The following is a 23,446-nucleotide window of genomic DNA, read 5'->3' on the forward strand; positions in this document are numbered from 1 at the left end:
CTGAACTGCAAGCCGCGCCGGTGCCCACCGGGCGCCGCGATGCGGCATGGCCCGGCGCGGGCTGAACAAGATGCCATGTTTCATCTGTCGCCGATGACATGACACGGAAACTTCGGCTTCCCAGCCTCAGCTTGTAGCCTTGCCACAGGGGGGAAGCGGCCGCCTGTTGCGCCGCCCCTGGAGATTCGGAATGGACTATCTGCTCGGGCAGGGCGCGCAGTTCCTGCAGATCCTGTGGCTCAACATCATCCTCTCCGGCGACAATGCCGTGGTCATCGGCCTGGCCGCCGCGGGCCTGCCGCCGGCCTTGCGCAACAAGGCGGTGCTGTTCGGCATCGTCGCCGCCGCCGTGCTGCGCATCGTCTTCTCGGTCTTCGCCACCTACCTCCTCGGCCTCTGGTGGATCGAGATCGTGGGCGGCCTCGCGCTGCTCTACATCGCCTGGGGCTTCTGGAAGGAGCTGCGCGGCAAGGAGGAAGGCGAGGGCGAGGAAGGCCACGAGGTCAAGGAGAAGACCCTCGGCCAGGCCCTGTGGCAGATCATCGTCGCCGACGTGTCGATGAGCCTCGACAACGTCCTCGCCGTCGCCGCCATCGCCCGCAACAACCTGCCCATGCTGGTGATCGGCCTGCTGATCTCCATCGTGCTGATGGGCGTGCTCGGCGGCGCGCTGGCCAAGCTGCTCGATCGCTACAAGATCATCGCCTATATCGGCCTGGCGCTGATCGCCTATATCGGCGTGGAACTGCTGTGGGAGGGGCTGCAGGCCGCCAATGTGGCGCTGTCCCTCGGCCTGCCCATCCCGGCTCCGCATCCGCACTGAAACCAACCCGCCGGTAGCCTCGTCCCGCGCCGCGGCGCGGGATTGATGCGCCGGCGGCACCTCTCCTATACGGGGGCCGCATGGGGCTGCCGCGAAGGCCGCCCCGCCCTTGGGGAGACGCCTGCATGAACCTGACCCGCCGCGTGGCGTTCGCCGCCGCGCTCGCCGCCCCCCTGTCCTTCGCCCCCTTCGCGGCCGGACAGGCCCAGGCCCAGACCACCATCACCGTCCAGCACCCGCTGCCGCTGGCCAGCCACTACGGCGCCGGCGCCACCGCCTTCAAGGAAGCGCTGGAACGCGCCACGGGCGGGCGCTACCGCGTCAACATCCAGCGCAACGACAATGAGCGCGAGGCGATCGAGAGCGTGCAGATCGGCACGATCGAATGCTCCCTCACCTCCACCGGCCCGGTCGGCAACTTCGTGCCTGAAGTCCGCAACTTCGACGTGCCCTTCCTGTTCCGCGACTACGCCCATGCCCGCGGCGTGCTGGATGGGGAGATCGGCCAGCAGATGCTGGCGCGCTTCACCGCGCGCGGCCTGGTCGGCGTCGTCTGGATGGAGAACGGCTTCCGCCACCTGACGAATTCGCGGCGGGAGGTGAATGCCCCGGCCGACATCCGCGGCCTCAAGGTCCGCACGATGGAGAACCAGGTGCATATGCGCGCCTTCACGCAGCTGGGCGCGCTGCCGACGCCGATGGCCTTCTCCGAACTCGTCCCCGCCCTGCAGCAGGGCACGGTCGATGGGCAGGAGAACCCGATCGCGGTGATCCTGGCCAACAACCTGAACCAGGTGCAGCGCTTCCTGACGCTGACCGGCCACGTCTATTCCCCGGCCGTCCTGATCTGCAATCCGGGCCTGGTGAACCGCATGAACGCCGCCGACCGCGCGGCCTTCAACGAGGCCGCCCGCGCCGGCGCCGCCGCCAACCGCGCCAAGAACTCGGCCGATGAGGCCGCGGGCGTGGAGGAGCTGCGCCGCCGCGGCATGACCGTCGTGACGCAGGTGGACAGCGCCGCCTTCCAGCAGGCGCTGGCGCCCGGTGCCTCGCAGATCGAGCAGCAGCTGGACAGCGCGCTGCTGCGCCGCATCCGCGAATGGCGCGCGAACTGACCGGCAAAGGCCGGATGGACTGAGGGGGCGCGGGGACCACCCCGCGCCCCTGCTGCTTGAGGGGGTAGGCAGGCATGAATGCGATGAACACGCTGCCGCTGCAGGTGACGGGGGTGCTCACCCTCCTCGCCGTGGCGCTGGCGATCTGGGTGCGGGAGGGTGACGGCCCCCGCGCCGCCATGCGCGGGGCCATCCTCCGCCTCGACCGCCTGAGCACCGGCCTTGCCTCCATCATCGCCTGCCTCGCCCTCACCATCGCGGTCGCGGCGGGGCTCTGGCAGGTGGTCGCCCGCTTCGCGACCGAAACCCCGGCCGTCTGGTCCGAAGCGCTGGTCCGCACCGCGCTGATCTGGATGGCCTATCTCGGCCTGGCCGTCGCGCTGCGCGCCGGTGCCCTCGTCTCCATCGATGTCGCGCACCGCTATTCCCGCGGCGCGCTGCGGCGCTCGATCGAAGCGGCCTCGCTGGCCTGCTCGCTCTCCTTCATGGGGGTGATGTTCTGGTTCGGCTGGACCATGGCGCAGCGCGTGCAGTTCCAGGAAATGGCGGGGCTCGAGGTCTCGATGTCCTGGGGCTACGCCGCCATCCCGCTGGGCGCGGTCTTCGCCACGGTCGGCGCGCTGGCGCATTTCCTGGATCGCCGCAGCGAGGAACTGGAGAGCGCGGTATGAGTGGCATGATGCTCACCGTGATGCTGGTGCTCTTCGCCGCCAGCATCCCCGTCGCCATCGCGATCGGCCTTGCCGCCATCGTCGGCATCCAGGGCTATACCAGCTTCCCGCTGATCGTCGCCGCGCAGCAGCTCTTCGTGGCGCTGGACAAGTTCCCGCTGGCCGCCATCCCCTTCTTCATCCTGGCCGGCAACCTCATGGATGTCGGCGGCATCAGCCGGCGGCTGGTGGATTTCGCGAAGTCGATCGTGGGCGGCATCCAGGGCGGCCTGCCGGCCACCTGCGTCGTCACCTGCATGATCTTCGCCGCCATCAGCGGTTCCTCGGTCGCCACCACCTTCGCCATCGGCGCCATCATGATCCCGGCGCTGGTCCGCGCGGGCTACCCCGTGGCCTTCGCGGCCGCGCTGCAGGCGACGGCGGCGGAGCTCGGCGTCATCATCCCGCCCTCCATCCCGATGATCCTCTACGGCGTCACGACGCAGACCAGCATCCCGGAGCTGTTCATCGCGGGCTTCGGTCCGGGCTTCCTGATCGGGGCCGCGCTGATCGCCACCGTGCTGGTGTGGTGCCGCATCAAGGGCTGGGGGAAGAACGATGGCGATGGCCGCCTCCCCTTCCTCACCGCCACGCGCCAGGCCGGCTTCGCGCTCCTGATGCCCGTGGTCATCCTGGGCGGCATCTATGGCGGCATCACCACGCCGACCGAGGCCTCCGTCATCGCCGTCGTCTATGCCATCATCGTCGGCATGTTCCTGCACCGCGAACTCGGCTGGCGGGACCTCTATCCCATCTTCCGCAAGTCGGTGATCAGCAGCGCGGTGATCATGTTCATCATCGCCTGCGCCGCGCTCTTCTCCTGGCTGCTGAACCGCCAGGGCGTGCCGGACCTGGCCGCGGCCTGGCTGGTGGAGACCTTCAACGGCCCGGGCCTCTACCTGCTCGGCGTCAACATCTTCCTCTTCATCGTCGGCATGTTCGTGGAGACCTCGGCCTCCATCATCGTCCTCGCGCCCATCCTGCAGGAAGCGGCGGAGCGCTTCGGCATCGATGGCGTGCATTTCGGCACGATCATGGTGGTGAACCTGGCCATGGGCATGATCACGCCGCCCTTCGGCGTGAACCTCTTCGCCGCGGCACAGGTGGCGAACACCAGCGTCGACCAGATGATGCGCTATCTGCCCATCTTCATCGGCGTCATCTTCGCCTGCCTGATGGTCATCACCTACGTGCCCTGGATCACGCTGTCCCTGCCGCATTTGGTGTTCCGGTGACGGAGGATCCCGCCACCGCGGGCGGCGCCGGGGACCTGCCGTCCCTGGCGCCGAAGCGCGGGGCGGACCGGCCCGCGCGGCTGATGGCGGGGCCCGCCGCGCTGGCGCATCTGCGCCGCGATCCCGTGCTGAAGCGCGTGATCCGCCAGATCGGCCCCTGCACGCTGCGGCCCGTGAGCCGCGAACCCTATGAGGCGCTGGTCCGCGCCATCGCCCACCAGCAGGTGCATGGGAAGGCGGCGGAGGCGATCCTCGGCCGCTTCGTCGCCCTCTTCCCCGGCCAGGATTTCCCGCCCGCGACGCAGGTGCTGGAAGCGCCGGTGGAGGCGCTGCGCGGCTGCGGCTTCTCCGGCGCCAAGGTCGCCGCCATCCGCGACATCGCGGAGAAATCGGTCGCCGGCCTGGTCCCCACCCGCGCCGCCGCCGCGCGCCTGCCGGACGACAGGCTGATCGAGCGCCTGGTGCAGATCAGGGGGGTGGGCCGCTGGACGGTGGAGATGCTGCTGATCTTCACCCTCGGCCGGCGCGACATCCTGCCGATCGACGATTTCGGCGTGCGGGAGGGCTGGAAGGTCGCCGCCCGCCTCGACGCGCAGCCGAAGCCCAAGGAACTCGCCGCCATCGGCGAAGCCTGGTCGCCCTTCCGCAGCATCGCCGCCTGGTATTTGTGGCGCGCCGCGGATGCCGCCAAGGCCAGCACCTTCAAGCCGCAATAGCGCCCTTCTTCGAAACCCCGCCCTTCTTCGAATATCGGCGTTGACACCCCGAAGCCGCCATCGCGAGATGGCGGGCAACAAGGGGGAACGCATCCATGGCCATCACGCTCCGGCGCCGCGCGGCGCTGATCCTGCCGCTCCTCTCGCCCGCCATCGCCCGCGCCCAGGCGCCGCTCCGCCTCAGCGTCTTCCCCTCCGGCAGCAACTGGCCGATCTGGGTGGCGCAGGAGAAGGGCTTCTTCCAGCACCACGGCGTGGCACTGGCCGTGACGCCGACGCCGAGTTCAAGCGCCCAGTTCACCGCGCTGATGAACGGCACGGCGGACATCGCCAGCACCGCGATCGACAACGTCATCGCCTATGTCGAGGGCCAGGGAGAGGCCCCCGGCGCCGCGGCCAACCCGCCGGACATCGTCGCCGTGGCCGGCATCAACAACGGCTTCCTGCGCCTGGTCACCGCGCCCGATGTGCGCAGCTTCGCCGACCTGCGCGGCCGGGACCTTTCCGTCGATGCGCTGACCACCGGCTTCGCCTTCGTGCTGCGCCGCCTGCTGGAACGCGGCGGCCTGGCGGAGGGCGAGGCCCGCCTGGTGCGCGTCGGCGGCACGACGCAGCGCCTGGAAGCCCTCTTCGCCGGCCGCCAGGCGGGCACGCTGCTGACCGTGCCGCTGGATGCGGTCGCGGCGCAACGCGGCTTCACCATCCTGGCCGACCCCAGCGAGGCGCTGGGCGCCTACCAGGGCCTGACCTTCGCGCTGAAGCGCGACCGCGCGGCCGCGGAGCGCCCCCGCCTCGTCGCCTTCCTCCGCGCCTATCTCGACGCCCTCGGCTGGCTCTACGCGGCCCCGAACCGGGCGGAGGCCGTGGCGATCATGGGCCGCAACCTGCCGGAGGTGACGCCCGCCCTGGCGGAGGCCTCCTACGACGCCATGCTGCACCCCGTGACGGGCTTCCCCCGCCGCGCGGCGCTGGACATGCCGGGCATCGCCACCGCGCTGTCGCTTCGCGCCGCCTATGGCCCGCAGGGCCGGCCGCTGTCGGACCCCGAACGCTACGTGGATCGCCGCTACCTGGCCGAGGCGCTGGGCTGATCGGGCAGCAGTCGGCCCAGCAGCGTCGGGATGCTTTCGCGGAACGGGAAGAAGCCCTTGGTCGCGCGCGGCCAGCAGGCCTCGTCCCAGTCCCGCCGCAGGCGGCGCATCGCCACGCCACTGCCGGCCAGCCTGTCCGCCGTCCAGCCGACCGGGGCCCAGGGCGTGACCACCGGCAGCCCATGGCCGGCCGCCCAGGCCGGCAGGTCCGTGACCGCGATGCGCGCCGCCGGCATCCCCCAGCGGGCGGCGGCGCGGGCCAGCCCATCCGCCAGCGCAGCCTCCACGCCCTGCGCCACCAGCGAAGAGCATCCGAGCGGCGACCGCGCCTCCGGCACCGCGACGCCCGCGATGGCGGCGACGCGCGCGCCCGCCGGCAGCAGGCTTTCGGGGTGCAGGTCGTCCTCATGCAGCAGCAGCGCGAAGGGGCCCTCCGGCAGCCGGTCCGCGCCGGGCAGCGCGCCCGGGCGCGGCGGCGGCGGGGCCTCGACCGGGGCCGGATCCTCCTCCAGCTCCCCCGCCGGGTCGAAGCGCCCCTCCGTGTAGCGGGCGATGTTCGAGGCCCGCGCCACATAGTGCTTGCCCGGCGTCTGGATGCCCGCCACCCAGCGCCAGGACAGCGTGTTGGAAGCCGCGTCCCCGTCCCGCAGGTGCCGCAGCATGAAGTCGGCGCCCAGCGTCCAGGGCAGCCTCAGCGTGAAGATCCAGATGCTGGCGAACCACATGCGGGCGTGGTTGTGCAGCCACCCCGCCTCCCGCAGCTCCGCCACCCAGGCATCGAAGCACGCGATGCCCGTCGCGCCGCCTTCCGCCCGCGCCAGCGCGTTGCCCCGGATCGCCGCGCGATCCGCGTCGCGCGCCGCCTGGTAGGCCCTCCACATCCCCGGCCGCAGCTCGAGAAAACCCTTCCAGTAGCTGCGCCAGAACACCTCCTGGATGAATTTCTCCGCACCCCGCGGACCATGGGCGGCCACCGCCGCGCCCGCCACCTCCGCCTCCGTCACCAGGCGGTGGCGGATGGCGGGGGAAAGCCAGGAGACATCGCGCCGCTGCCCGGGCCCGGGGTCGGTGTTGCGGCCCTCCGCGTAGTGGCGCCCCATGCGGGGGGTGAAATCGCGCAGGCGCTGCAGGGCCGCCGCGCGGTCGGCCGGGAAGGGTTCAGTCATGCCGCGCCATCTTGGGCCGAAGCCCCGCGCGGCAAGCCGCCACCCGTCAGCCCGGCGCCGGTTCCAGCGTGATGCGGAAGATCGCCCCCGCCGCGCCGTTCTCCGCCTCGATCGTCCCGCCCATGGAGGTGACGAGCCCGTGGCAGATGGACAGGCCGAGACCCGTGCCGCGATCCGGCCCCTTGGTGGTGACGAAGGGCTGGAACAGCCGCGCCATGACGGAGGACGGGATGCCGCCCGCATCATCCGTCACCTCCATCACCACCTGGCCTTCCACGGCCTGGCAGGCGGTGATGCCGATGCGGCCGCCGGGCCCTCCCCGGCTGCTGGCCAGCGCGTCGCGCGCATTGGCCAGCAGGTTCAGCAGCACCTGTTCCAGCGCCATGCCGTCGCCCCGCACCGGCGGCAGGCCGGGCGCCAGGTGCAGGGCCAGCTCGATGCTCGCCTCCCGCAGCGCGCCGCCCATCAGCGTCAGCGCGCCCTCCACCGCGGCCGGCACATCGGCCGTGGCATCCGCATCCGCGCTTTCGCCACCGCGCGCGAAGCGGCGCAGATGGTCGATCAGCACGCCACCCCGCGCCGCCTGGTCCGCGATGCGGCCCAGCCGCACCAGCGCGGCCGCGGTGTCGCCCCGCTCCGCCGCGCGCCGCGCATTGGCCGCCGCCAGCGCGATGGCGGTCAGGGGCTGCTTCAGCTCATGCGCCAGCCCCGCCGCCATCTCGCCGAGCGAGGTCAGCCGCCCCGCCGCCGCGGCGCGCGCCTCGGCCGCCCGCTCCGCCGTCACGTCCATCACGGTGACCACGCAGCCCCCGCTCGGCAGGCGCTGCGCCGCCACGTCCAGGCGCCGCCGGTCCTCGGTGAAGATCTCCTCCCGCGCCGGCCCGGCCTGGCCATCCACCCGCGCGATCCGCGCCGCCAGCAGCTTCTGCAGGTCCGCGCCCGGGTGCAGCCCGGCCGCCTGTTCGGTCGCCAGCTGTTCGGCGTGGGAGATGCCGGGCACCAGCGTGCCGGGCGGCAGGCCCAGGATGTCGTGGTAGCGACGGTTCACCACCACCAGCCGGTCCTGCCGGTCATAGAGGCAGAGGCCCTGCAGCATGTTGTCGAGCGCGGCCTCGAACCGCAGGTTCTGCACCCGCAAATTCTCCACGAGCCCCTCCAGCCGCCGGTTCGCGCCCTCCAGCTCCTCCGCCATCAGCGAGATCGCGCGGTCCGTCCGCTCCCGGTCCCGGGCCGAATCCTCGTACCAGGCCACCACCAGCTGCTGCAGCTGGTCGAGGTCGATGCTGCCATCGCCACGGGTGGCGCGCGCCAGCTGCCGGCGGAACAGCCGTTCGGCGGCCATGGTCGAATCCCTCATGGCGTCGCCTCCGCCAGGGTCAGCACCGTCATGGTCTGGTTGTGCAATTCGCTGCGGCCGCTGACGGGGTGCGGCGCGATCTCCCCGTAGGAGTAGAAGCCGAGCACCCGCATGGCGGGCGGCAGGCATTCCCGCGCGGCCAGCACCTCCTCCTCCACCCGCTGGCCCATCATCAGCCGGCGGCCGACGCAGCTGACGATGAAGGCCGCGCCGTCGCCGGCCAGGCCCTGCCCGCCCTTCGCGCGGCCCGCCGCCGCCGCGGCGCCATCGGCCAGGCCGCCGAACCGCCCCCGCATGAGCTGCGCCCGCCATCCGACCGGCAGGTCGGCGGCGAAGATCAGGCTCCGCGACTCCCGGTCCACCGCCAGCAGGGTGCGCAGCACGTCGTGCCGCGGCTCCTCCGCATCCCAGATCCGCAGCGGGTAGAGCAGCCCCGTCCCCGGCAGGCCGGCCGCTTCCGGCCCCAGGTAGCGTTCATAGAGGTCGAGCGCCGGTTCCCCATCCAGCTCCCGCAGCACCCGCCCCTCGGAGGCGGTGATGGACCGCAGCGGCCCGAAGGCGTCCCAGCCGGAGGCGCAGCCATGCCCGAAGCGGATATCGGGCCCCGCGAAGCCGATCGCGGCGACCAGGCCGGGCATCGGCATCTCCGCCCCCGCCCCCACCAGCGTGCGGCGGAAATGCGGGCCATCCCCGGCCAGCCCGCCCACGATGGGCACGGCGGCGCCCACCGCCTCCTGAAGCCCCGCGACCAGGTCGCCGGCATTCACCGCCAGCCCCTCCGCGATCAGCAGCACGCCCGCCAGGTCCGGCGCCGCCAGCGCCGCGCCCAGGCGCCGGCCGCAGGCGCGGGATGCGCCCTCGCCGGCCACGCGCTCCGTCGCCAGGCGCAGCCGCGTCGTGTCGAATTCCAGCTTCAGCGCCTGGACGCCCGCATCCACCACATCGGCATCGTCGATCTGCCCGCCGGTGCTGCACCCCGCGACGATCGCGCCGGGGAAGGCGGCCTGCAATTCGCGGTGCCGCGCCCCGCTCTCCAGCGCCTCCCGCCACGCGACGTAGAGGACGAGGCAGGCGCGCCCCGCCGGTGCCGGGACCAGCCCGCGCCATCCCTCCGTCGGCGACCATCGCAGGGTGAGCGCACGCATTCCATCGACCCCTTCCGGCACGTCCCCCGGGGCATGTCCCCGGTCCGCCATGCCAAGACCGGCACATTACGCAGCCGCAGCCTTCCTGGCCGTTACCGCGGCATGGACGGAAGGGCCCGGGGAAGCGAGTCGGGGTTTGTCACGAACTGTCGGCGCCGGGGGTCAGGCGGGGGCCAGGAACCCCTCCACCGCCGCCAGGAAGGCGCGCGGATTCTCCGCATGCAGCCAGTGCCCGGCCGCGATGGTCGCGAAGCGCGCCGCCGGGAACAGCGCCAGGATCGCCGGGTGATGCGCCGGCTTCACATAGGCGGAGGCATCGCCGGACAGCACCAGCACCGGCCCCGCATAGCGCCCGGCCAGGTCGGGCCAGCCGCCAATCTCCCCCATCCCCGCCGCGATCTCCTCCAGCCCGATCCGCCAGCGCGGCGGGGATTCGGCGAAGACCAGGTTCTGCAGCAGGAAGGCGCGCAGCGGCGCTTCCGGCACCGCCTCCAGCAGCGCGGCATCGGCATCGCGCCGCGCCAGGCCATCGCGCAGCGGGATCGCCCGCATGGCGGCGATGTAGCGGGTGAAGACGGGCGTGGGGTAGGTGACCGGCGCGATATCCGCCACCAGCAGCCGCGCCACCCCCTCCGGCCGCGCCAGCGCCAGCGCCATCGCCACCTTGCCGCCCATGGAATGGCCGATCACGGCAGCGGGCCAGGCGCCCTCGGCCTCCAGCGTCTCCGCCACATCGGCGGCCATGGCGGCGTAGCCCATGCCCGCGGCATGCGGGGATTGCCCGTGGTTGCGCAGGTCCAGCGCCAGCACCCGGTGCCCCCGGGCCGCGATCGCCTTCTGGATCGCGCCGAAATTCTGCGCCGCGCCCAGCAGCCCGTGCAGCAGCACCACCGGCGGGCCCTCCCCCGCCGCGATGACGTTCAGCCGCATCGCGGCACCTCCCTCAACCCAGTGCCGCCAGCACGACGGAGGCGACGATCAGGATGCCGCCCAGGATCACGTCCCAGCCGATCGGCTCCCCGAGCCAGAGCGCGGAGATGGTGACGCCGAAGGCCGGCACCATCAGGAAGCCGACGGAGGCGACCGCGCCCGGCAGCTTCCGCCCGGCCTCGATCACGCACCAGGTGCCGATCGGCGCGGCGAAGAAGCCGATGTAGAGCAGGTAGGGCCAGGAGGAGAGGCCGACGCCGCCATCGGGTTCCATGATCTGCGCCAGCGGCGCCAGCAGCAGCGCGCCGATGCCGAAGCACCAGGGCAGCAATTCGAACATCGGGGTCTTCGGCGGCCATTTCCGGCTGGCGATGATGGCGATGGTCCAGAGCAGCCCGGCCAGCACCAGCATCAGGTGGCCGACCAGCGCGTCATGCGACGACCAGTCCACCGCCCAGGGCCCGATCAGCACCCCCGCCCCCGCCAGGCCGAGCCCCGCCGCCGCCCAGCGCTGCGCGGACACCTTCTCCCCCAGCACCAGCACGGAGAGCGGGATGAGCCAGTAGGTCACGACATTGGACAGCACCGCGGTCCGCCCCGCCGGCACCAGCGCCACCGCCAGATGCGTCAGCGCGAAGAAGGCACCGAGCTGGAAGATGCCGAGGAAGGCGACCGTCAGCCGGTCCTCCGCCCGCGGCAGGCGCAGCCGCCCGAGGCAGGCCAGCAGGATCGCGGCCCCCAGCGCCGCGAGCGCCGAGCGCCCGGTGCCGAACCACAGCGGCGACGCGTCCGCCAGCGCGGCCTTGGTGATCGGCCAGGCGCCACCGAACAGGATGACGGCCGCGAAGAGCAGCCGGAAGGCGGAGGCCATGGGCATTGGGGCGGCAGCCTAGACGTGCGACGCGCGTTGCGGATAGCCCGCCGCGCGCGGAAGCGCCGCACCCATGGCCGGCGGGCTCAACCGGATGCCAGGGCGGCGCGCATCGCCAGCGCTTCCGCCGCCGGCCCGCCCGCCGCGCGCGGCATCAGGTCGGCTTCCGTCACCAGCGCACCCGCCGCCACGTCGCGCGCCAGCGCGACGCCATGCGCCAGCCCGATCGGCACGGCGCCCAGCGCCTGGGACCGCGCGGCCGGGATGCACTTGCCCCAGACGGTCGCGCCCCCTTCCCCGTCCAGCACCTCGCCCCGCTTCAGCGCGCGCTTCGCCACCGCGACGCAATCCGCCGACCAGGTCTCCGAACAGCCCGTCGGTTCGCGGCGCAGCGCGGCGGAGGCGACGGAGACGCCGAGTTCGAGCCCGATGAAGTGATAGGGCCGCCACAGCGCCGCATAGCGGCCGGAGGGATCGGTCGCGACGCCGTATTCCGCGAAGCAGCGCCGCGCGTACTCCGTCTCCCCCTCGAACACCACATAGACGCCCCAGCGGAGGTTGTCGGGAATCTCCTGCCCCTCGCGGGTCAGGGAGGAGATGACCTCCACCATGCCCTTGCGCGGCAGGATGCCCCCCTCATTGTGCGGCCGCAGCAGCGACGGCAATTCGCCAGTGCCGCAGGGCGGGAAGGCGAGGCCATCCTCCGGCGGCGCCAGCCCCGTGGCATTGGCGATGGCCGCCATCTCGATCCCCGACTTGGTGCCATCGAGGAAGCTGTTGAACATGCGCGGGTTCATGCCCCCCGCCTCGGCCTGCTCCGCGCTCAGCCCGTAGAAGTCCCACACCGTCTCCGGCGTGGAGGCATGGTAGTGCGGCAGGTACTTCGTGCCCTTGCCCGCCGCGACGATGGAAAAGCCGCCGGCGCGGATCGTATCCACCATCTCCGCCACCAGCGCGGGCTGGTCGCCATAGGCCATGGAATAGACCACGCCCGCCGCCGCCGCTTCCCGCGCCAGCACCGGCCCGGCCAGCACATCGGCCTCGACGTTCACCATCACCACATGCTTGCCGTGGCGGATGGCGTGCCGGGCGTGGCGCAGCCCGGCGGCGGGGTCGCCCGTGGCCTCCACCACCACCTCGACCTCGGGCGCGGCGATCAGCGCCAGGCTGTCCTCGGTCAGCCAGGTGGCGCCCGTGCGCGCCGCGGTCGCGGCATCCGGCGCGGCGGAAGCCTCCGCGCCCCAGCCGATGCGCGCCAGCGCGGCCCGCGCGCGGGGGACCGACAGGTCGGCGATGCCCAGCACATGCAGCCCCGGCGTGCGCGGCGCCTGGTGCAGGAACATCGATCCGAACTTGCCGGCGCCGATCACGGCGACCCGCACGGGCCGCCCTTCGGCCGCGCGCTTCAGCAGCAGGCGATGCAGGTTCATGGCGCGCTCCGGCCCTTCGTCGTCACGGCTGGGTCCATTGCCGCGGCCCCCATCCCGGCAGGTGGATGGGGCTGCCCGGGCGGCGGAAGGCCATGATGACGCCCGTCGCCACCAGCAGCACCGCCAGCCCCTGCGCCGCGCCGCGCGCCGTCCGCCCGCGCAGCGCGGCACTCAGCGCCAGGATCGCCACGCCCAGCACCATCGGCACCCAGTGCATTCAGCCGACCGTCAGCATGATCTTGCCGACATGCGCGCTGCTTTCCATCAGCGCATGCGCTTCCGCCGCACGCTCCAGCGGGAAGGTCGCGTGGATGCGCGGGCCGGCCTTGCCGGCTTCCAGCAGCGGCCAGACCTTCGCCTCCAGCGCCTGCGCGATCCGGCCCTTCTCCGCCGTCGTGCGCGGCCGCATCGTGCTGCCCGTCACGGTCAGGCGCTTCACCATGATGGGGCGCAGATCGACGCTGTCCGCGACATGCCCGTTGAGGAAGGCGATCATCACCAGCCGCCCATCCAGCTTCAGGCAGCGGATGTTCTTCGCGAAATAGGGCGCGCCGACCATATCCAGCACGACATCCACGCCCTTGCCGCCGGTCTGCGCCTTCACCGCCTCGAAGAAATCCTCGCTGCGGTAGTCGATGGCGTGGTCGGCGCCGATCTCCCGGCACGCCGCCACCTTCGCCGGGCTGCCCGCCGTGGCGAAGACCGTCGCGCCGAAGGCCTTGGCCAGCTGGATCGCGGTGACGCCGATACCGCTGGTGCCGCCATGGACCAGCACGCTCTCCCCCGCCTGCAGCCGCCCATGGCCGAACAGGTTGGCCCAGACGGTGAAGTAGGTCTCCGGCAGCGCCGCCGCGCGCAGCGCGTCATAGCCCGCCGGCCAGGGCAGGGTCTGCGCTTCCGGCGCCGCCGCGTATTCGGCATAGGCGCCGCCATTGGTCAGCGCGCAGACCCGGTCGCCCGCCTTCCAGCGCGTGACGGCGGCGCCCACGGCCACCACCTCTCCCGCGCATTCCAGGCCGATCACCGGGCTCGCGCCCGGCGGCGGCGGATAGCTGCCGCTGCGCTGCGCGACGTCCGGCCGGTTCACGCCGATGGCCATGGTGCGGATCAGCACCTCATCCGCCCGCGGTGCCGGCACGGGCCCGCGCGCGGGCACCAGAACCTCCGGCCCGCCGCCTGCCCCATGGTCGATCAGCAGCATCTCCGCGGGCAGCTCCGGCATGCACGGCTCCTTCGTCATCGCAGGGCATCATGCCCCCGTCTTGGGCAGCAGGAGGGACCATGCGGCGAGGCGCAGCGTCAAGGCCCGGCTCCATCACACCCGGCCGCGCATCGTCCCGTGAATTGGGACGAAAGAACGATCCTGGCGCAGGCCCGGGCTTGCGCGCCCGCGGCGGCCCATGGGAACCTGCGGGTCGTGGCCTCGGGGGCGTGAACAGCATGCAGCGTATCGGCCGCCGGGCCTTCGTCGGGCTGGCCGGTGCGGCATGGGTGGCCCGAACCGGCCACGCCCAGGCGCCGGCGCAGGACCTCCGCCTCGGCGCCATCTTCCCGCTCTCCGGGCCCTCCGGCCTGCTCGGCGACGAGTGCTTCCGCGGCGTCGAACTCGCGGTGGAGGAGCGCAACGCCGCCGGCGGCGTGTTCGGCCGTCCGGTGCGGCTGGTGCGCGCCGATGCACCGGACGATGCCGCCGCCGCCGCCGAGGCACGCCGCCTGGCCCAGGGGAATGAGCGCGTGGCCGCCTTCCTCGGCAGCTTCGCCACCCCCATCGCGTTGCCGGCCAGCCAGGTCGCCGAACTCGCCGGCATTCCGTATTTCGAGCTCGGTGCCCTGGCCGATGCGGTGATGGAGCGCGGCTTTCGCTGGACCTTCCGCCTCTCTCCCCGCGCCGCCGATTTCGCCGCGACCGCGATCGATGCCGTCAGCGGCATCGTCGCGCCCTCGCTCGGCGTCGCGCCCGATGCGCTCCGGATCGCGATCCTGCATGAGGAAGCGGCCGGCGGGCAGAGCGTCGGCGCGGCGCAGGAAGCGCTGATCCGCGTGCGGTCGCTGACGCTGGTGGAACGCATCGCCTATGCCCCCCGCCCCGCGGACCTGACGGCCGTGGTGGCCCGCCTGCGGGGGCAGGAGGCGCAGGTGGTCCTGCATTGCGGCGCGCCGGGGGACGAGGTCTCCCTGTTCCGTGCGCTCCGTGATGCCGGCTGGCGCCCCCGAATGGTGATCGGCGCCGCCGGCGGCTACGGACTGACGGAAAGCGCGCGCAGCATCGGCGACGACATGCTGGGCACGATGAGCGCGGACTGGACGCCCTTCGAGGTGAATGAGCGGATCGCCCCCGGCGCCCGCGCCTTCCCCGACCTCTACCTGCGCCGCTACGGCGCGGAACCGCGCTCCGGCCACGGCCTGGCCGCCTTTGCCGGGGCGCGCGTCGTGCTCGATGCGCTGCACCGCGCCGGATCGACGGAGCGCGACCGCATCCGCGCCGCCGTGCAGGCGACCGACCTGGCGGAGGGCACGACGCCCGCCGGCTGGGGCGTGCGCTTCGACGATCGCGGCCAGAACCTGCGCGCCGCCCCCGTGCTGTGCCAGTGGCAGGCGGCACCCGCCGGCGGCCTGCGCCAGGTCGCCATCGGCCCCGCAGCCGCGGCGGTGGCGGATGCCCTGCCGCGGCTCGGGGGGTAGCGCCCTCAGTTCGCGGTGATGTTCGCCGCCCGCACCAGCGGCTCCCACACCGCCATCTCGCTCCGCAGATAGGCGGCGGCCGAAGCGGGCGTGCTTTCCGGCACCAGCTGCATCGCCAGCTCCGTCAGCTTCGCCTGCACCGCCGGCAGCGCCACCGCCTGCGCCACCGCGCGCGCCAGCGCATCCACCACCGGCTGCGGCGTGCCGCTGCGCACCATCACCATGTGCCAGGTATAGGCCTCGTAGCCCGCCACCCCCTGCTCGATCATGGTCGGGATATTGGGCGCGAGCGGCGAGCGCTGGCGGGTGCTGATGCCGAGCGCCCGCAGCTCCCCCGACCGCGCATAGGGCAGCGCGGAGGCCGCGATGTCGAAGATCATCGGGATGCGGCCCGACAGCACGTCCGGCATGGCGGCGGAGGATCCGCGGAAGGGCACATGGTTCACGCGCAGCCCGCCGGCCGCATGCATGAACAGCTCCGTCGCCAGGTGCACCGCGCCGCCATTGCCGGAGGAGGCGTAGTCGTAGCGCCCCGGATTGGCGCGGATCACCTCGATGAACTCGCGCAGGTTGGTGGCGGGGAAGCTGTTGTGCACCAGCAGGATCACCGGCACCTGCCCCACCAGCGACACCGGCGTGAAATCGGCGATCGGGTCGAAGGGCAGGCGCGGGAACATCGCCCGCGTCACCGCATGGGCGACGGTGGTGTAGAGGACGGTGTGCCCGTCCTGCGGCCCCTTCGCGACCGCGTCGGTCCCGACGACGACGCCTGATCCCGTGCGGTTCTCCACCACCACGCGCTGCGGCAGCAGCTTCGACATCTCCTCCGCCAGCAGGCGCGCCGGCACGTCGGTGGGGCCACCGGCGGCGAAGGGCACGATCATGCGGATGGGCTGGGTCGGCCAGGCCCCCGCGGCGCTGCCCTGCGCATGGGCGGCGGAGCCGAGCATGGGCGCTGCCAGCGCGCCGGCCCCGAGGGCGAGCACGCTGCGGCGGCGAATGGTCGGATGCGTCATCGACGAAGTCTCCCTTGGCCTTGTGGCGGCCGTTTCAGTCCTGGACGGACTGATGATGGGGAGACTCCTCGCCCGCGGCAACCGCCGATGTCCCGCCATCCGGGACACCGGCAGGGCCGCGCCGGGTCAATCCACGCGGACATTGGCCTCCCGGATCAGGCCTTCCCACTTCACCGTCTCCCGCCGCAGCCAGTCCGCGGCGCTGGCCGGGGTGCTGTCGCTGACCAGGCGCATCGCCAGGTCCGACAGGCGCCGCTGGACGGAGGCATCGGCCGCCACGCGGTTGAAGGCCTGGTTCACCGCCGTGATGACCGGCTCCGGCGTGCCGGACGGCGCCATGACCATGTGCCAGGTATAGGCCTCGAGACCCGGGAACCCGGCCTCGGCCGTCGTCGGCACGTCCGGCAGCTGCGGCAGGCGGCGGCTGTCCATCACCGCCAGGCCCCGCGTCTCGCCCCGCTGCACATAGGGCACGGCGGAGGTCGCGACATCGACGATGATGGGGATGGTGCCGTTCAGTACGTCCGGCATGGCGGCCGCCGTGCCGCGATAGGGGATGTGGTTCCCGCGCACGCCCATCTGGCGCAGCATCAGCTCCGTCGCCAGGTGCAGCGCGCCGCCATTGCCGGAGGAGGCGTAGTCCAGCCCGTTGCGCTCCGCCCGCAGCCGCGCCTGCAGTTCCTGCAGGGTCCGCGCCGGGAAGTCCTTGCCGACGGTGATCACCATCGGAATCACGCCGACCAGCGCCACTGGCACGAGGTCCGCCTGCGGGTCGAAGGGCAGGCGCGGGAACAACGGCCGCAGCGAGGCATGGGCGACCGTCGTGTAGAGCAGCGTATGCCCGTCCTTCGGCGCCTTCGCGGCCATGTCGGTGCCGACGACGACCCCGGCGCCCGTCCGGTTCTCCACGATCACGCGCTGCGGCAGCGCCTTGCCGATCTCCTCCGCGAACAGCCGGGCGGGAATGTCGGTCGGCCCGCCGGCGGCGAAGGGCACCACCAGGCGGATGGGCTGGTTCGGCCAGGCACCCTGGGCGAAGGCGGGGGCAGCGAGGGGGGCAGCGAGCGCGACCGCGCCGGCGCCCAGAAGGTGGCGTCGAAGCATGGGACGGTTCTCCAGGACAGGACCCGCCAGCGCGTCAGCACCGCGGGGGTTCCGTGCCTCTGCCGTCCCGGACCTTCCCGGTCAATCGTCCGGCTTGGTCAAGCTCTCGTAGAGGTCCGGGTCCGTCGCCCCCTCCGTCCCGAACAGCAGCACCCGGCTCTGGCCGTCCAGGCCCAGCAGCCCGCGGGACATCGGATCGGCCGCCGCCAGCAGCAGCGCCGCGAGGCCCGCCACCGCGCTCTCCCCGGCCACCACCGGCGGCTTGCGGCGGGCCAGCAGCCGCATGCAATCCACCGCGCTGGCATCCGGCACCGCCGTGAAGGCGTAGGTCCCGCGCTCCAGCTCCTGCCAGGCCAGCAGGCTCGGCTCCCCGCAGGCCAGCCCCGCCATCAGCGTGTCGAGCTCCCCGGGGACGGAAACCGCCTCCCCCGCCTCGGCGCTCGCCAGCAGGCAGGCGGCCTTCTCGGGCTCCGCCACGATCACCCGGGGGCCGGCGCCGAAGCGCGCCCGCATCTGGATCGCGACCGCCGCCGCCACGCCGCCGACGCCGCCCTGGATGAAGACATGCGTCGGCGCCTTCCCCTCCAGCTGCTCCGCCGCCTCATCGGCCATGACGCGGTAGCCCTGCATCACGTCGCGCGGCACCTCCGTATAGCCTTCGTAGGAGGTGTCGGAGACGACGAACCAGTTCTCCCGCTCCGCCGTATGGGCGGCGGCGCGCACGGCATCGTCATAGGTCCCCGGCACCACCCGGATCTCCGCGCCGTATTTCGCGATGGCGTCGCGGCGGCCCTGGCTGACGGTTTCGTGCACGAAGATCACGCAGCGGCAGCCGAAGCGCTGCGCACCCCAGGCGACGGACCGGCCGTGGTTGCCATCGGTCGCGCAGGTCACCGTGATGGCGTGCGTGGCCTCCCGGTGAGTCCCCGCCGCCAGATCGGCGGAGCTGGCCGCATTCGCGACGCCCCGGCGCGCCAGCTCCGTCACCAGCAGCCGCAGCACCGCATAGGCGCCCCCCAGCGCCTTGAAGCTGCCGAGCCCGAAGCGCGGCCCCTCATCCTTCCAGTGCACGGCCGCGACCCGCGCCGCCTTCGCCACATCCTCCAGCGCCAGCAGCGGCGTCACCGCATAGCCGTCCCAGGCGGTGATCTCCGCCTTCGCGCGGCGGAAGCCGCCATCCGGCAGCACGACGACGCCCGGCGTGCCGTGCCGGCGGTTGAGAAGCAGGCGGTAGGGGCGGTCGGGGATCATGCCCCCACCTTGGCGCGGCGGCGCCGGGGCGGCAACGTGGCGCCCGGATTCGATGCGGGGGCGACGATGCAGGTCACGATCCTGGGTGGCGGGGGGTTCCTCGGGCGCAAGCTGGCGGCCCGCTTCGCCGCCGATGGCGCCATCGGGGGCAAGCCCATCACCGGCCTCACGCTGTTCGACCTGAACCAGCCCGCGCCGCTGGATGCCCCCTTCCCCGTGCGCTGCCTGGCCGGTGACGTCGCCGATGTGGCGACGCTGAAGGCCGCGATCCCCCCCGGCACCACCACCATCATCCACCTGGCCGCCGTGGTCAGCGCGGCGGCGGAGGCCGATTACGACCTCGGCATCCGGGTCAACATCACCGGCACCCAGGCGCTGATCGAGGCCTGCCGCGCCCTGCCCGCGCCCCCGCGAATCGTCTTCACCTCCTCCGTCGCCTCCTTCGATGGCGGGCAGGATGCGATGGTGCCGGATGAGGGGCGCCAGCTTCCCACCAACAGCTACGGCGCGCAGAAGGCGATCGGGGAGCTGCTGCTGGCCGATGCCACCCGCCGCGGCTTCCTCGACGTCGTCTCCATCCGCCTGCCGACCGTCATGGTCCGCCCCGGCCGCCCCAACCGCGCCGCCAGCTCCTTCGTCTCCGCCGTGCTGCGCGAACCCCTGCTCGGCCTGCCCGCGCAGTACCCGGTGCCGGACGACTTCAAGGTCTGGGTCTGCTCCCCCCGCCGCGCGGTGGACTGGCTGGCCCATGCCGCGGCGATGGACACGGCGCCGCTCGGCCGCGACCGCGGCATCAACCCGCCCGGCATCTCCGCCAGCATCGCGGAGATGCTGGATGCCCTCGCCGCCGTCGCGGGGCCGGAGGCCCGGGCCCTGGCGAAGCGCGTGCCGGATGCGGAGGTGGAGGCGATCGTCGCCGGCTGGCCCGCCGCCTTCGCCGCAACCCGCGCCCCCGGCCTCGGCTTCGTCGTCTCGGAGACGCTGGAGGAGCTGGTCCGCGCCTTCATCGCGGATGACCTCGACGCCACGCGGCGCGACCGGGGCATGGCCTGACCCTTTCGCGCCATGCGTGCCTCCCTCCGCCTGCTGCCCGCCGTGATCCTCGCGGCCTGCGCCGCCCCCGAAAGCCCCGCGGCCCCGGCCGCGCCGGGCACCGGCGGCTGGGCCGCCCGCATCGGCGCCGGCACCTGCCTGCTGGAAGCCGCGACCGCGGCGGGCAAGGTCCAGATGGTCGCGCGGCCGGCCACGGTCGCCTTCGCCATGGGCCGCATGGACGGCGCCGGGCCGCGGCTCGATCCCGCCAGGACCGCGACGATGATCTTCGAAGGGCCCGGGGCAGGCTGGTCCATCACCGGGCTTCCCGTCGCGCCGCGCTCCTTCGGCTTCTCCCGCCCCCGCCCGGAAGGCGGGCTGGAGATCCTGCGCGCCACCCTGCCCGGCGGCACCTTCCGCGCGCCCGAACTGGACCTGGCCATCCCCATCCCCCCGGCCGGTGAGGTGGGGGAAGCCTTCCTGCGCTGCGTGGAGGCGCTGACCGACAAGCCGCTGACCGCGCCGGCGGAGGCCGGCCCGAAGGCGCGCTGACCATCGCCCTTGCCGCCTCCTGCGGCGCCCTCCATCCTCCCCGCCAAGACCCAGGGAGGAACCACCATGACCACCCGCCGCGCCCTGCTGGGCGCCGCCGCCGGCGCGACGCTGCTCGCCGCGCCCCGCATCGCCCTGGCCGCCTGGCCCGCCGACCGCGCCATCGAGGTCATCGTCCCCTTCCCGCCCGGCGGCGGCGTGGACAACATGGTGCGCCCCATCATCCACTTCGTGCAGCCGCGCCTGCCGGGCGCGCGCTTCGCCGTGGTGAACCGCGCCGGCGCCGCCGGGCAGCTGGGCTTCGAGGCCAATTTCAACGCCGCCCCCGATGGCTACACCCTCGGCGCCGTCACCAACACCGCCATGCACGCCATCGCCGTCGAACGCCGCCCGCGCTACCGGCCGGAGGACTTCACCTACATCGCCAATGTCGTCGATGACCCCGGCGGCTTCTGGGTCCGCGCCGACAGTCCCTGGCGCACGCTCGCCGATGTGCGGGACGCCGCGCGCCGCAACCCGGAGAGCATCGGCGTCGGCACCGCCGGCATCGGCAGCGACGACCACCTGCTGCAGCTGGGCTTCGAGGAAGCGGCGGGCTGCCGCCTGCTGCACGTCCCCTACAACGGCACCGCCCCCGTCATGCGGGACGTGCTCGGCGGATCGCTGCCCATCGGCAGCCTGAACATGAGCGAGGGGCTGCAGATGCTGCGGGAGGGGCGGATGCGCTGCCTCGGCCAGGGCGGCCCGCAGCGCTGGGCCCCGACCGGGGAGGTGCCGACCTTCCGCGAACAGGGCTTCGACGTGCTGGGCGGCTCCGCCCGCGGCATCGCCGGCCCGCCCGGCATGCCGGCGGAGATCGTGGAGCGCCTGCGCCAGGCGTTCCGGGAGGCGCTGTCCGACCCCGCCATGATCGCGGATGCCGAGCGCACGGGCATGCCGCTCCGCCCCCTCATCGGCGACGACTACAAGCGCATGATGGCGGAGGATTTCGCGGCGATCCGCGGCCTCTGGCAGCGGCGCCCCTGGCGGGAAGGATAGGCGCCGCGCCGCGGGCGGGGGGCGGAATCGCTTCGCCCCGTGCCGGCCGCCGTGATACTCCCGCCCCGATCATGCCGGGACCGTCACCAATGCCGCGCCGCCCCCTTCTTGCCTGCCTTCTGCTGCTCGCGGCCTGCACGCCGCAGGGCCCGTCCCAGCCCGTGACGGGCGCGGAAGCCCCGCCGGCGGCGCCCGCGAATGCCGGCGACACGGTCGAAAGCCTCGCGGCCTCCGCGGCGCATCGCAGCCGCCTGGAGGCGGCGGCGCGGCGCAGTGCCGTCGAGTATGGATGCGCCCATGCGCAGCCGGGCCAGGCCGAAGCCCCCCTGCCGTGGCGCCCCCCCGTCGCGCCCTTCATGCTGAACGACCGCCCGGTGCGGCATTCCTGGATCCAGGCCATCGCGGTGCAGGGCTGCCCCGCCTTCGACCGCGTCGTGACCGTCACCTCGGTCGCCGATAATGGCAGCGCGGCGACGAACACCTACATCATCGGCGGCAGCCAGGTGGATCCGTGGCTGGCGCGGGATGTGCTCAACCAGGCCGTCAGGCCCCTGGGCCGCATGCGCTTTCCCGGATGCGACAGCGTCGCCGTCGCCGGCACGCGGGTGACCCGCCCGCTCACCGCCAACCGCGCGGCGGGATGGGCGGAGGCATGGACCCTGTCGGGCTGCGGCCAGCGACGGGACATCATCCTCACCTTCACGCCGACACCGACCGGCACGGGTTTCACGGCCAGCGAACCCCGCGCCACGACCCTGTGATGCGGCCCGGCCGGGCTTGACCCGGCCGCGCCTGGCGCCATACGCTTAACCATAAGGTTAATCGTGAGGGCACCGCCATGGCTGCACGCCTCTTCCTGCTCCTCGGCACGCGCAAGGGCGCCTTCATCCTGGAGGGGAGCGCGGGGCGGCAGGGCTGGTCGCTGCGCGGCCCCTTCTGCGACGCCTGGCCGATCAACCACGTGATCGGCGATGCCGCCACGGGCCGCATCCTGGCCGGCGGCGGCAATGAATGGTTCGGCCCCGCCGTCTGGCAATCCGACGATGCCGGCGCCACCTGGACCCATTCCAGCCAGGGCCTCGCCAACCCCGAGGGCGAGCCGCCGGTGAAGGCGGTGTGGAGCCTGGCGCTGGCGCATGGCGTGCTGCATGCGGGGGTGGAGCCCGCCGGCCTGTTCCGCAGCACCGATGGCGGCCGCAGCTTCACGCCCCTGCCGGCGCTGCAGGCCCATCCGTCCCGCCCGCACTGGCAGCCCGGCGGCGGCGGGCTGATCCTGCACCACATCGTCCCGCACCCGCAGGACCCCGCCAGCCTCCATGTGGCGATCTCCGCCGCCGGCGTCTTCCACACCGCGGATGGCGGGCAGAGCTGGGAACCCCGCAACCGCGGCACCCGCCAGGACTACGCGCCGGAAGACCAGCGCTACCCCGAGGTCGGGCAATGCGTGCACAGCATCGCCATGGCCGCCGGCAACCCCGACCTGCTCTACCAGCAGAACCATTGCGGCATGTACCGCAGCACGGATGCGGGGCGCAGCTGGACCAGCATCGAGGCCGGGCTGCCCTCCAGCTTCGGCTTCCCCGCCGCCGCCCATCCGCGCGACCCGGATACGGTCTTCCTGCTGCCGCTGAACGGCGACACCGCCGGCCGCTACATGCCCGATGCCTCCGCCGCCGTCTGGCGATCCCGCGACCGGGGAGAGACTTGGCAGGCGCTGCGCAACGGCCTGCCCCAGGGCAATGCCTTCTTCGGCGTGCTCCGCCAGGCCATGGCGGTGGATCGGCTCGACCCCGCCGGCGTCTATTTCGGCACCGGCAGCGGAGAGGTCTATGCCAGTGCGGATGAGGGCGAGACCTGGCGCTGCATCGCCCGCCACCTGCCCACCATCACCTCGGTGGAGACGATGGTGCTGCCGTGACGGTCGCCGTCACCATCCCCGCGGCGCTGGCGCGGCTGTTCCCCGGCGCGCCGCGGCATTTCGAGCTGGAGGCGGGCACGGTGGCGGAGGCGATCGCCGCGCTCAATGCCCTGCACCCCGGCATGGCGGACCGCATCCGCGACACCACCCCCGCCATCCGCCGGCACCTCAACGTCTTCGTCGGCGGCGAGAAGGCGACGCTCGCGACCCCCCTGCCCCCGGGCAGCGAGGTGCTGGTGATGACCGCGATCAGCGGCGGATAGG

24 protein-coding genes are annotated in these 23,446 nt (G+C 73.1%); 13 read left to right on the forward strand and 11 right to left on the reverse strand.

Features of this window, described 5'->3' with window-relative positions; translation table 11 throughout:
- Positions 1–190: 190 nt before the first annotated feature.
- The 6 genes from JJI54_RS13990 to JJI54_RS14015 all read left to right on the forward strand — a co-directional run bounded on the left by JJI54_RS13990 (position 191) and on the right by JJI54_RS14015 (position 5,690).
- Entirely contained in the window at positions 191–823 is a 633-nt protein-coding gene (locus JJI54_RS13990) for a YjbE family putative metal transport protein (RefSeq protein ID WP_203073625.1), read from the forward strand.
- 125 nt (positions 824–948) lie between these two features.
- On the forward strand, positions 949–1,938 hold the full coding sequence (locus JJI54_RS13995; RefSeq protein WP_203073626.1) for a DctP family TRAP transporter solute-binding subunit: 990 nt from the start codon (positions 949–951) through the stop codon (positions 1,936–1,938).
- A 74-nt stretch (positions 1,939–2,012) separates the two neighbouring features.
- Positions 2,013–2,609, forward strand: a complete 597-nt coding sequence (locus JJI54_RS14000; protein WP_226381756.1) for a TRAP transporter small permease — start codon at positions 2,013–2,015, stop codon at positions 2,607–2,609.
- 5 nt (positions 2,610–2,614) lie between these two features.
- The gene (locus JJI54_RS14005) at positions 2,615–3,883 is read left to right on the forward strand and encodes a TRAP transporter large permease (RefSeq protein WP_226381757.1); all 1,269 of its coding nucleotides are present in this window, start codon (positions 2,615–2,617) and stop codon (positions 3,881–3,883) included.
- Between the two features lie 83 nt (positions 3,884–3,966).
- On the forward strand, positions 3,967–4,599 hold the full coding sequence (locus tag JJI54_RS14010; protein WP_203073944.1) for a DNA-3-methyladenine glycosylase family protein: 633 nt from the start codon (positions 3,967–3,969) through the stop codon (positions 4,597–4,599).
- A 95-nt stretch (positions 4,600–4,694) separates the two neighbouring features.
- Positions 4,695–5,690, forward strand: a complete 996-nt coding sequence (locus tag JJI54_RS14015) for an ABC transporter substrate-binding protein (protein WP_203073628.1) — start codon at positions 4,695–4,697, stop codon at positions 5,688–5,690.
- Here JJI54_RS14015 and JJI54_RS14020 read toward each other — a convergent pair.
- The 8 genes from JJI54_RS14020 to JJI54_RS14055 form a co-directional block, all read right to left on the reverse strand.
- The gene (locus tag JJI54_RS14020) at positions 5,666–6,856 is read right to left on the reverse strand and encodes an FAD-binding domain-containing protein (RefSeq protein ID WP_203073629.1); all 1,191 of its coding nucleotides are present in this window, start codon (positions 6,854–6,856) and stop codon (positions 5,666–5,668) included. The genes JJI54_RS14015 and JJI54_RS14020 overlap by 25 nt on opposite strands.
- A 46-nt stretch (positions 6,857–6,902) precedes the next feature.
- Positions 6,903–8,213 (reverse strand): PAS-domain containing protein, encoded by a 1,311-nt coding sequence (locus tag JJI54_RS14025; RefSeq protein WP_203073630.1) that lies wholly within the window; start codon positions 8,211–8,213, stop codon positions 6,903–6,905.
- Complete coding sequence (locus JJI54_RS14030) at positions 8,210–9,358, reverse strand: FIST signal transduction protein (RefSeq protein WP_203073631.1); 1,149 nt, start codon at positions 9,356–9,358, stop codon at positions 8,210–8,212. Before JJI54_RS14030 ends, JJI54_RS14025 begins: the two co-directional genes overlap by 4 nt.
- A 162-nt stretch (positions 9,359–9,520) precedes the next feature.
- Positions 9,521–10,288 (reverse strand): alpha/beta fold hydrolase, encoded by a 768-nt coding sequence (locus tag JJI54_RS14035; protein ID WP_203073632.1) that lies wholly within the window; start codon positions 10,286–10,288, stop codon positions 9,521–9,523.
- Between the two features lie 13 nt (positions 10,289–10,301).
- Positions 10,302–11,165 (reverse strand): DMT family transporter, encoded by an 864-nt coding sequence (locus JJI54_RS14040; protein WP_203073633.1) that lies wholly within the window; start codon positions 11,163–11,165, stop codon positions 10,302–10,304.
- Between the two features lie 80 nt (positions 11,166–11,245).
- Positions 11,246–12,589 (reverse strand): NAD(P)H-dependent oxidoreductase, encoded by a 1,344-nt coding sequence (locus tag JJI54_RS14045; protein ID WP_203073634.1) that lies wholly within the window; start codon positions 12,587–12,589, stop codon positions 11,246–11,248.
- Positions 12,590–12,611: 22 nt separating this feature from the next.
- Positions 12,612–12,806 carry a hypothetical protein gene (locus JJI54_RS14050; RefSeq protein WP_203073635.1) on the reverse strand — a complete coding sequence of 65 codons (195 nt, stop codon included), beginning with the start codon at positions 12,804–12,806 and terminating at the stop codon, positions 12,612–12,614.
- The gene (locus JJI54_RS14055; protein ID WP_203073636.1) at positions 12,807–13,811 is read right to left on the reverse strand and encodes an NAD(P)H-quinone oxidoreductase; all 1,005 of its coding nucleotides are present in this window, start codon (positions 13,809–13,811) and stop codon (positions 12,807–12,809) included.
- A 218-nt stretch (positions 13,812–14,029) separates the two neighbouring features.
- Here JJI54_RS14055 and JJI54_RS14060 point away from each other — a divergent pair, with 218 nt between their 5' ends.
- The gene (locus tag JJI54_RS14060; protein ID WP_203073637.1) at positions 14,030–15,271 is read left to right on the forward strand and encodes an ABC transporter substrate-binding protein; all 1,242 of its coding nucleotides are present in this window, start codon (positions 14,030–14,032) and stop codon (positions 15,269–15,271) included.
- A gap of 5 nt (positions 15,272–15,276) precedes the next feature.
- Here the strand turns inward: JJI54_RS14060 and JJI54_RS14065 are convergent, their stop codons facing one another.
- The 3 genes from JJI54_RS14065 to JJI54_RS14075 all read right to left on the reverse strand — a co-directional run bounded on the left by JJI54_RS14065 (position 15,277) and on the right by JJI54_RS14075 (position 18,642).
- Positions 15,277–16,287 carry a Bug family tripartite tricarboxylate transporter substrate binding protein gene (locus JJI54_RS14065; RefSeq protein ID WP_203073638.1) on the reverse strand — a complete coding sequence of 337 codons (1,011 nt, stop codon included), beginning with the start codon at positions 16,285–16,287 and terminating at the stop codon, positions 15,277–15,279.
- A gap of 126 nt (positions 16,288–16,413) precedes the next feature.
- Complete coding sequence (locus JJI54_RS14070; protein ID WP_203073639.1) at positions 16,414–17,391, reverse strand: Bug family tripartite tricarboxylate transporter substrate binding protein; 978 nt, start codon at positions 17,389–17,391, stop codon at positions 16,414–16,416.
- An 81-nt stretch (positions 17,392–17,472) separates the two neighbouring features.
- Positions 17,473–18,642, reverse strand: coding sequence for a diaminopropionate ammonia-lyase (locus tag JJI54_RS14075; protein WP_203073640.1), 1,170 nt, complete (start codon positions 18,640–18,642; stop codon positions 17,473–17,475).
- A 66-nt stretch (positions 18,643–18,708) separates the two neighbouring features.
- Here JJI54_RS14075 and denD point away from each other — a divergent pair, with 66 nt between their 5' ends.
- The 6 genes from denD (at position 18,709) to JJI54_RS14105 (ending at position 23,445) form a co-directional block, all read left to right on the forward strand.
- Positions 18,709–19,695, forward strand: a complete 987-nt coding sequence (gene denD / locus JJI54_RS14080) for a D-erythronate dehydrogenase (protein WP_164693185.1) — start codon at positions 18,709–18,711, stop codon at positions 19,693–19,695.
- A gap of 12 nt (positions 19,696–19,707) precedes the next feature.
- A complete protein-coding gene (locus JJI54_RS14085) occupies positions 19,708–20,226 on the forward strand; it encodes a hypothetical protein (protein ID WP_203073641.1) in 519 nt (172 codons plus the stop codon).
- A gap of 66 nt (positions 20,227–20,292) precedes the next feature.
- On the forward strand, positions 20,293–21,264 hold the full coding sequence (locus tag JJI54_RS14090) for a tripartite tricarboxylate transporter substrate binding protein (protein ID WP_164693187.1): 972 nt from the start codon (positions 20,293–20,295) through the stop codon (positions 21,262–21,264).
- Between the two features lie 89 nt (positions 21,265–21,353).
- A complete protein-coding gene (locus JJI54_RS14095) occupies positions 21,354–22,025 on the forward strand; it encodes a hypothetical protein (RefSeq protein ID WP_203073642.1) in 672 nt (223 codons plus the stop codon).
- 77 nt (positions 22,026–22,102) lie between these two features.
- Entirely contained in the window at positions 22,103–23,182 is a 1,080-nt protein-coding gene (locus JJI54_RS14100) for a WD40/YVTN/BNR-like repeat-containing protein (protein WP_203073643.1), read from the forward strand.
- Positions 23,179–23,445, forward strand: a complete 267-nt coding sequence (locus tag JJI54_RS14105) for a MoaD/ThiS family protein (protein ID WP_203073644.1) — start codon at positions 23,179–23,181, stop codon at positions 23,443–23,445. The genes JJI54_RS14100 and JJI54_RS14105 overlap by 4 nt, the downstream gene beginning before the upstream one ends.
- The last annotated feature ends 1 nt before the right edge of the window (position 23,446 follow it).

It is taken from the genome of Falsiroseomonas ponticola (assembly GCF_016805305.1).
Classification (GTDB): Bacteria; Pseudomonadota; Alphaproteobacteria; order Acetobacterales; family Acetobacteraceae; genus Falsiroseomonas; species Falsiroseomonas ponticola.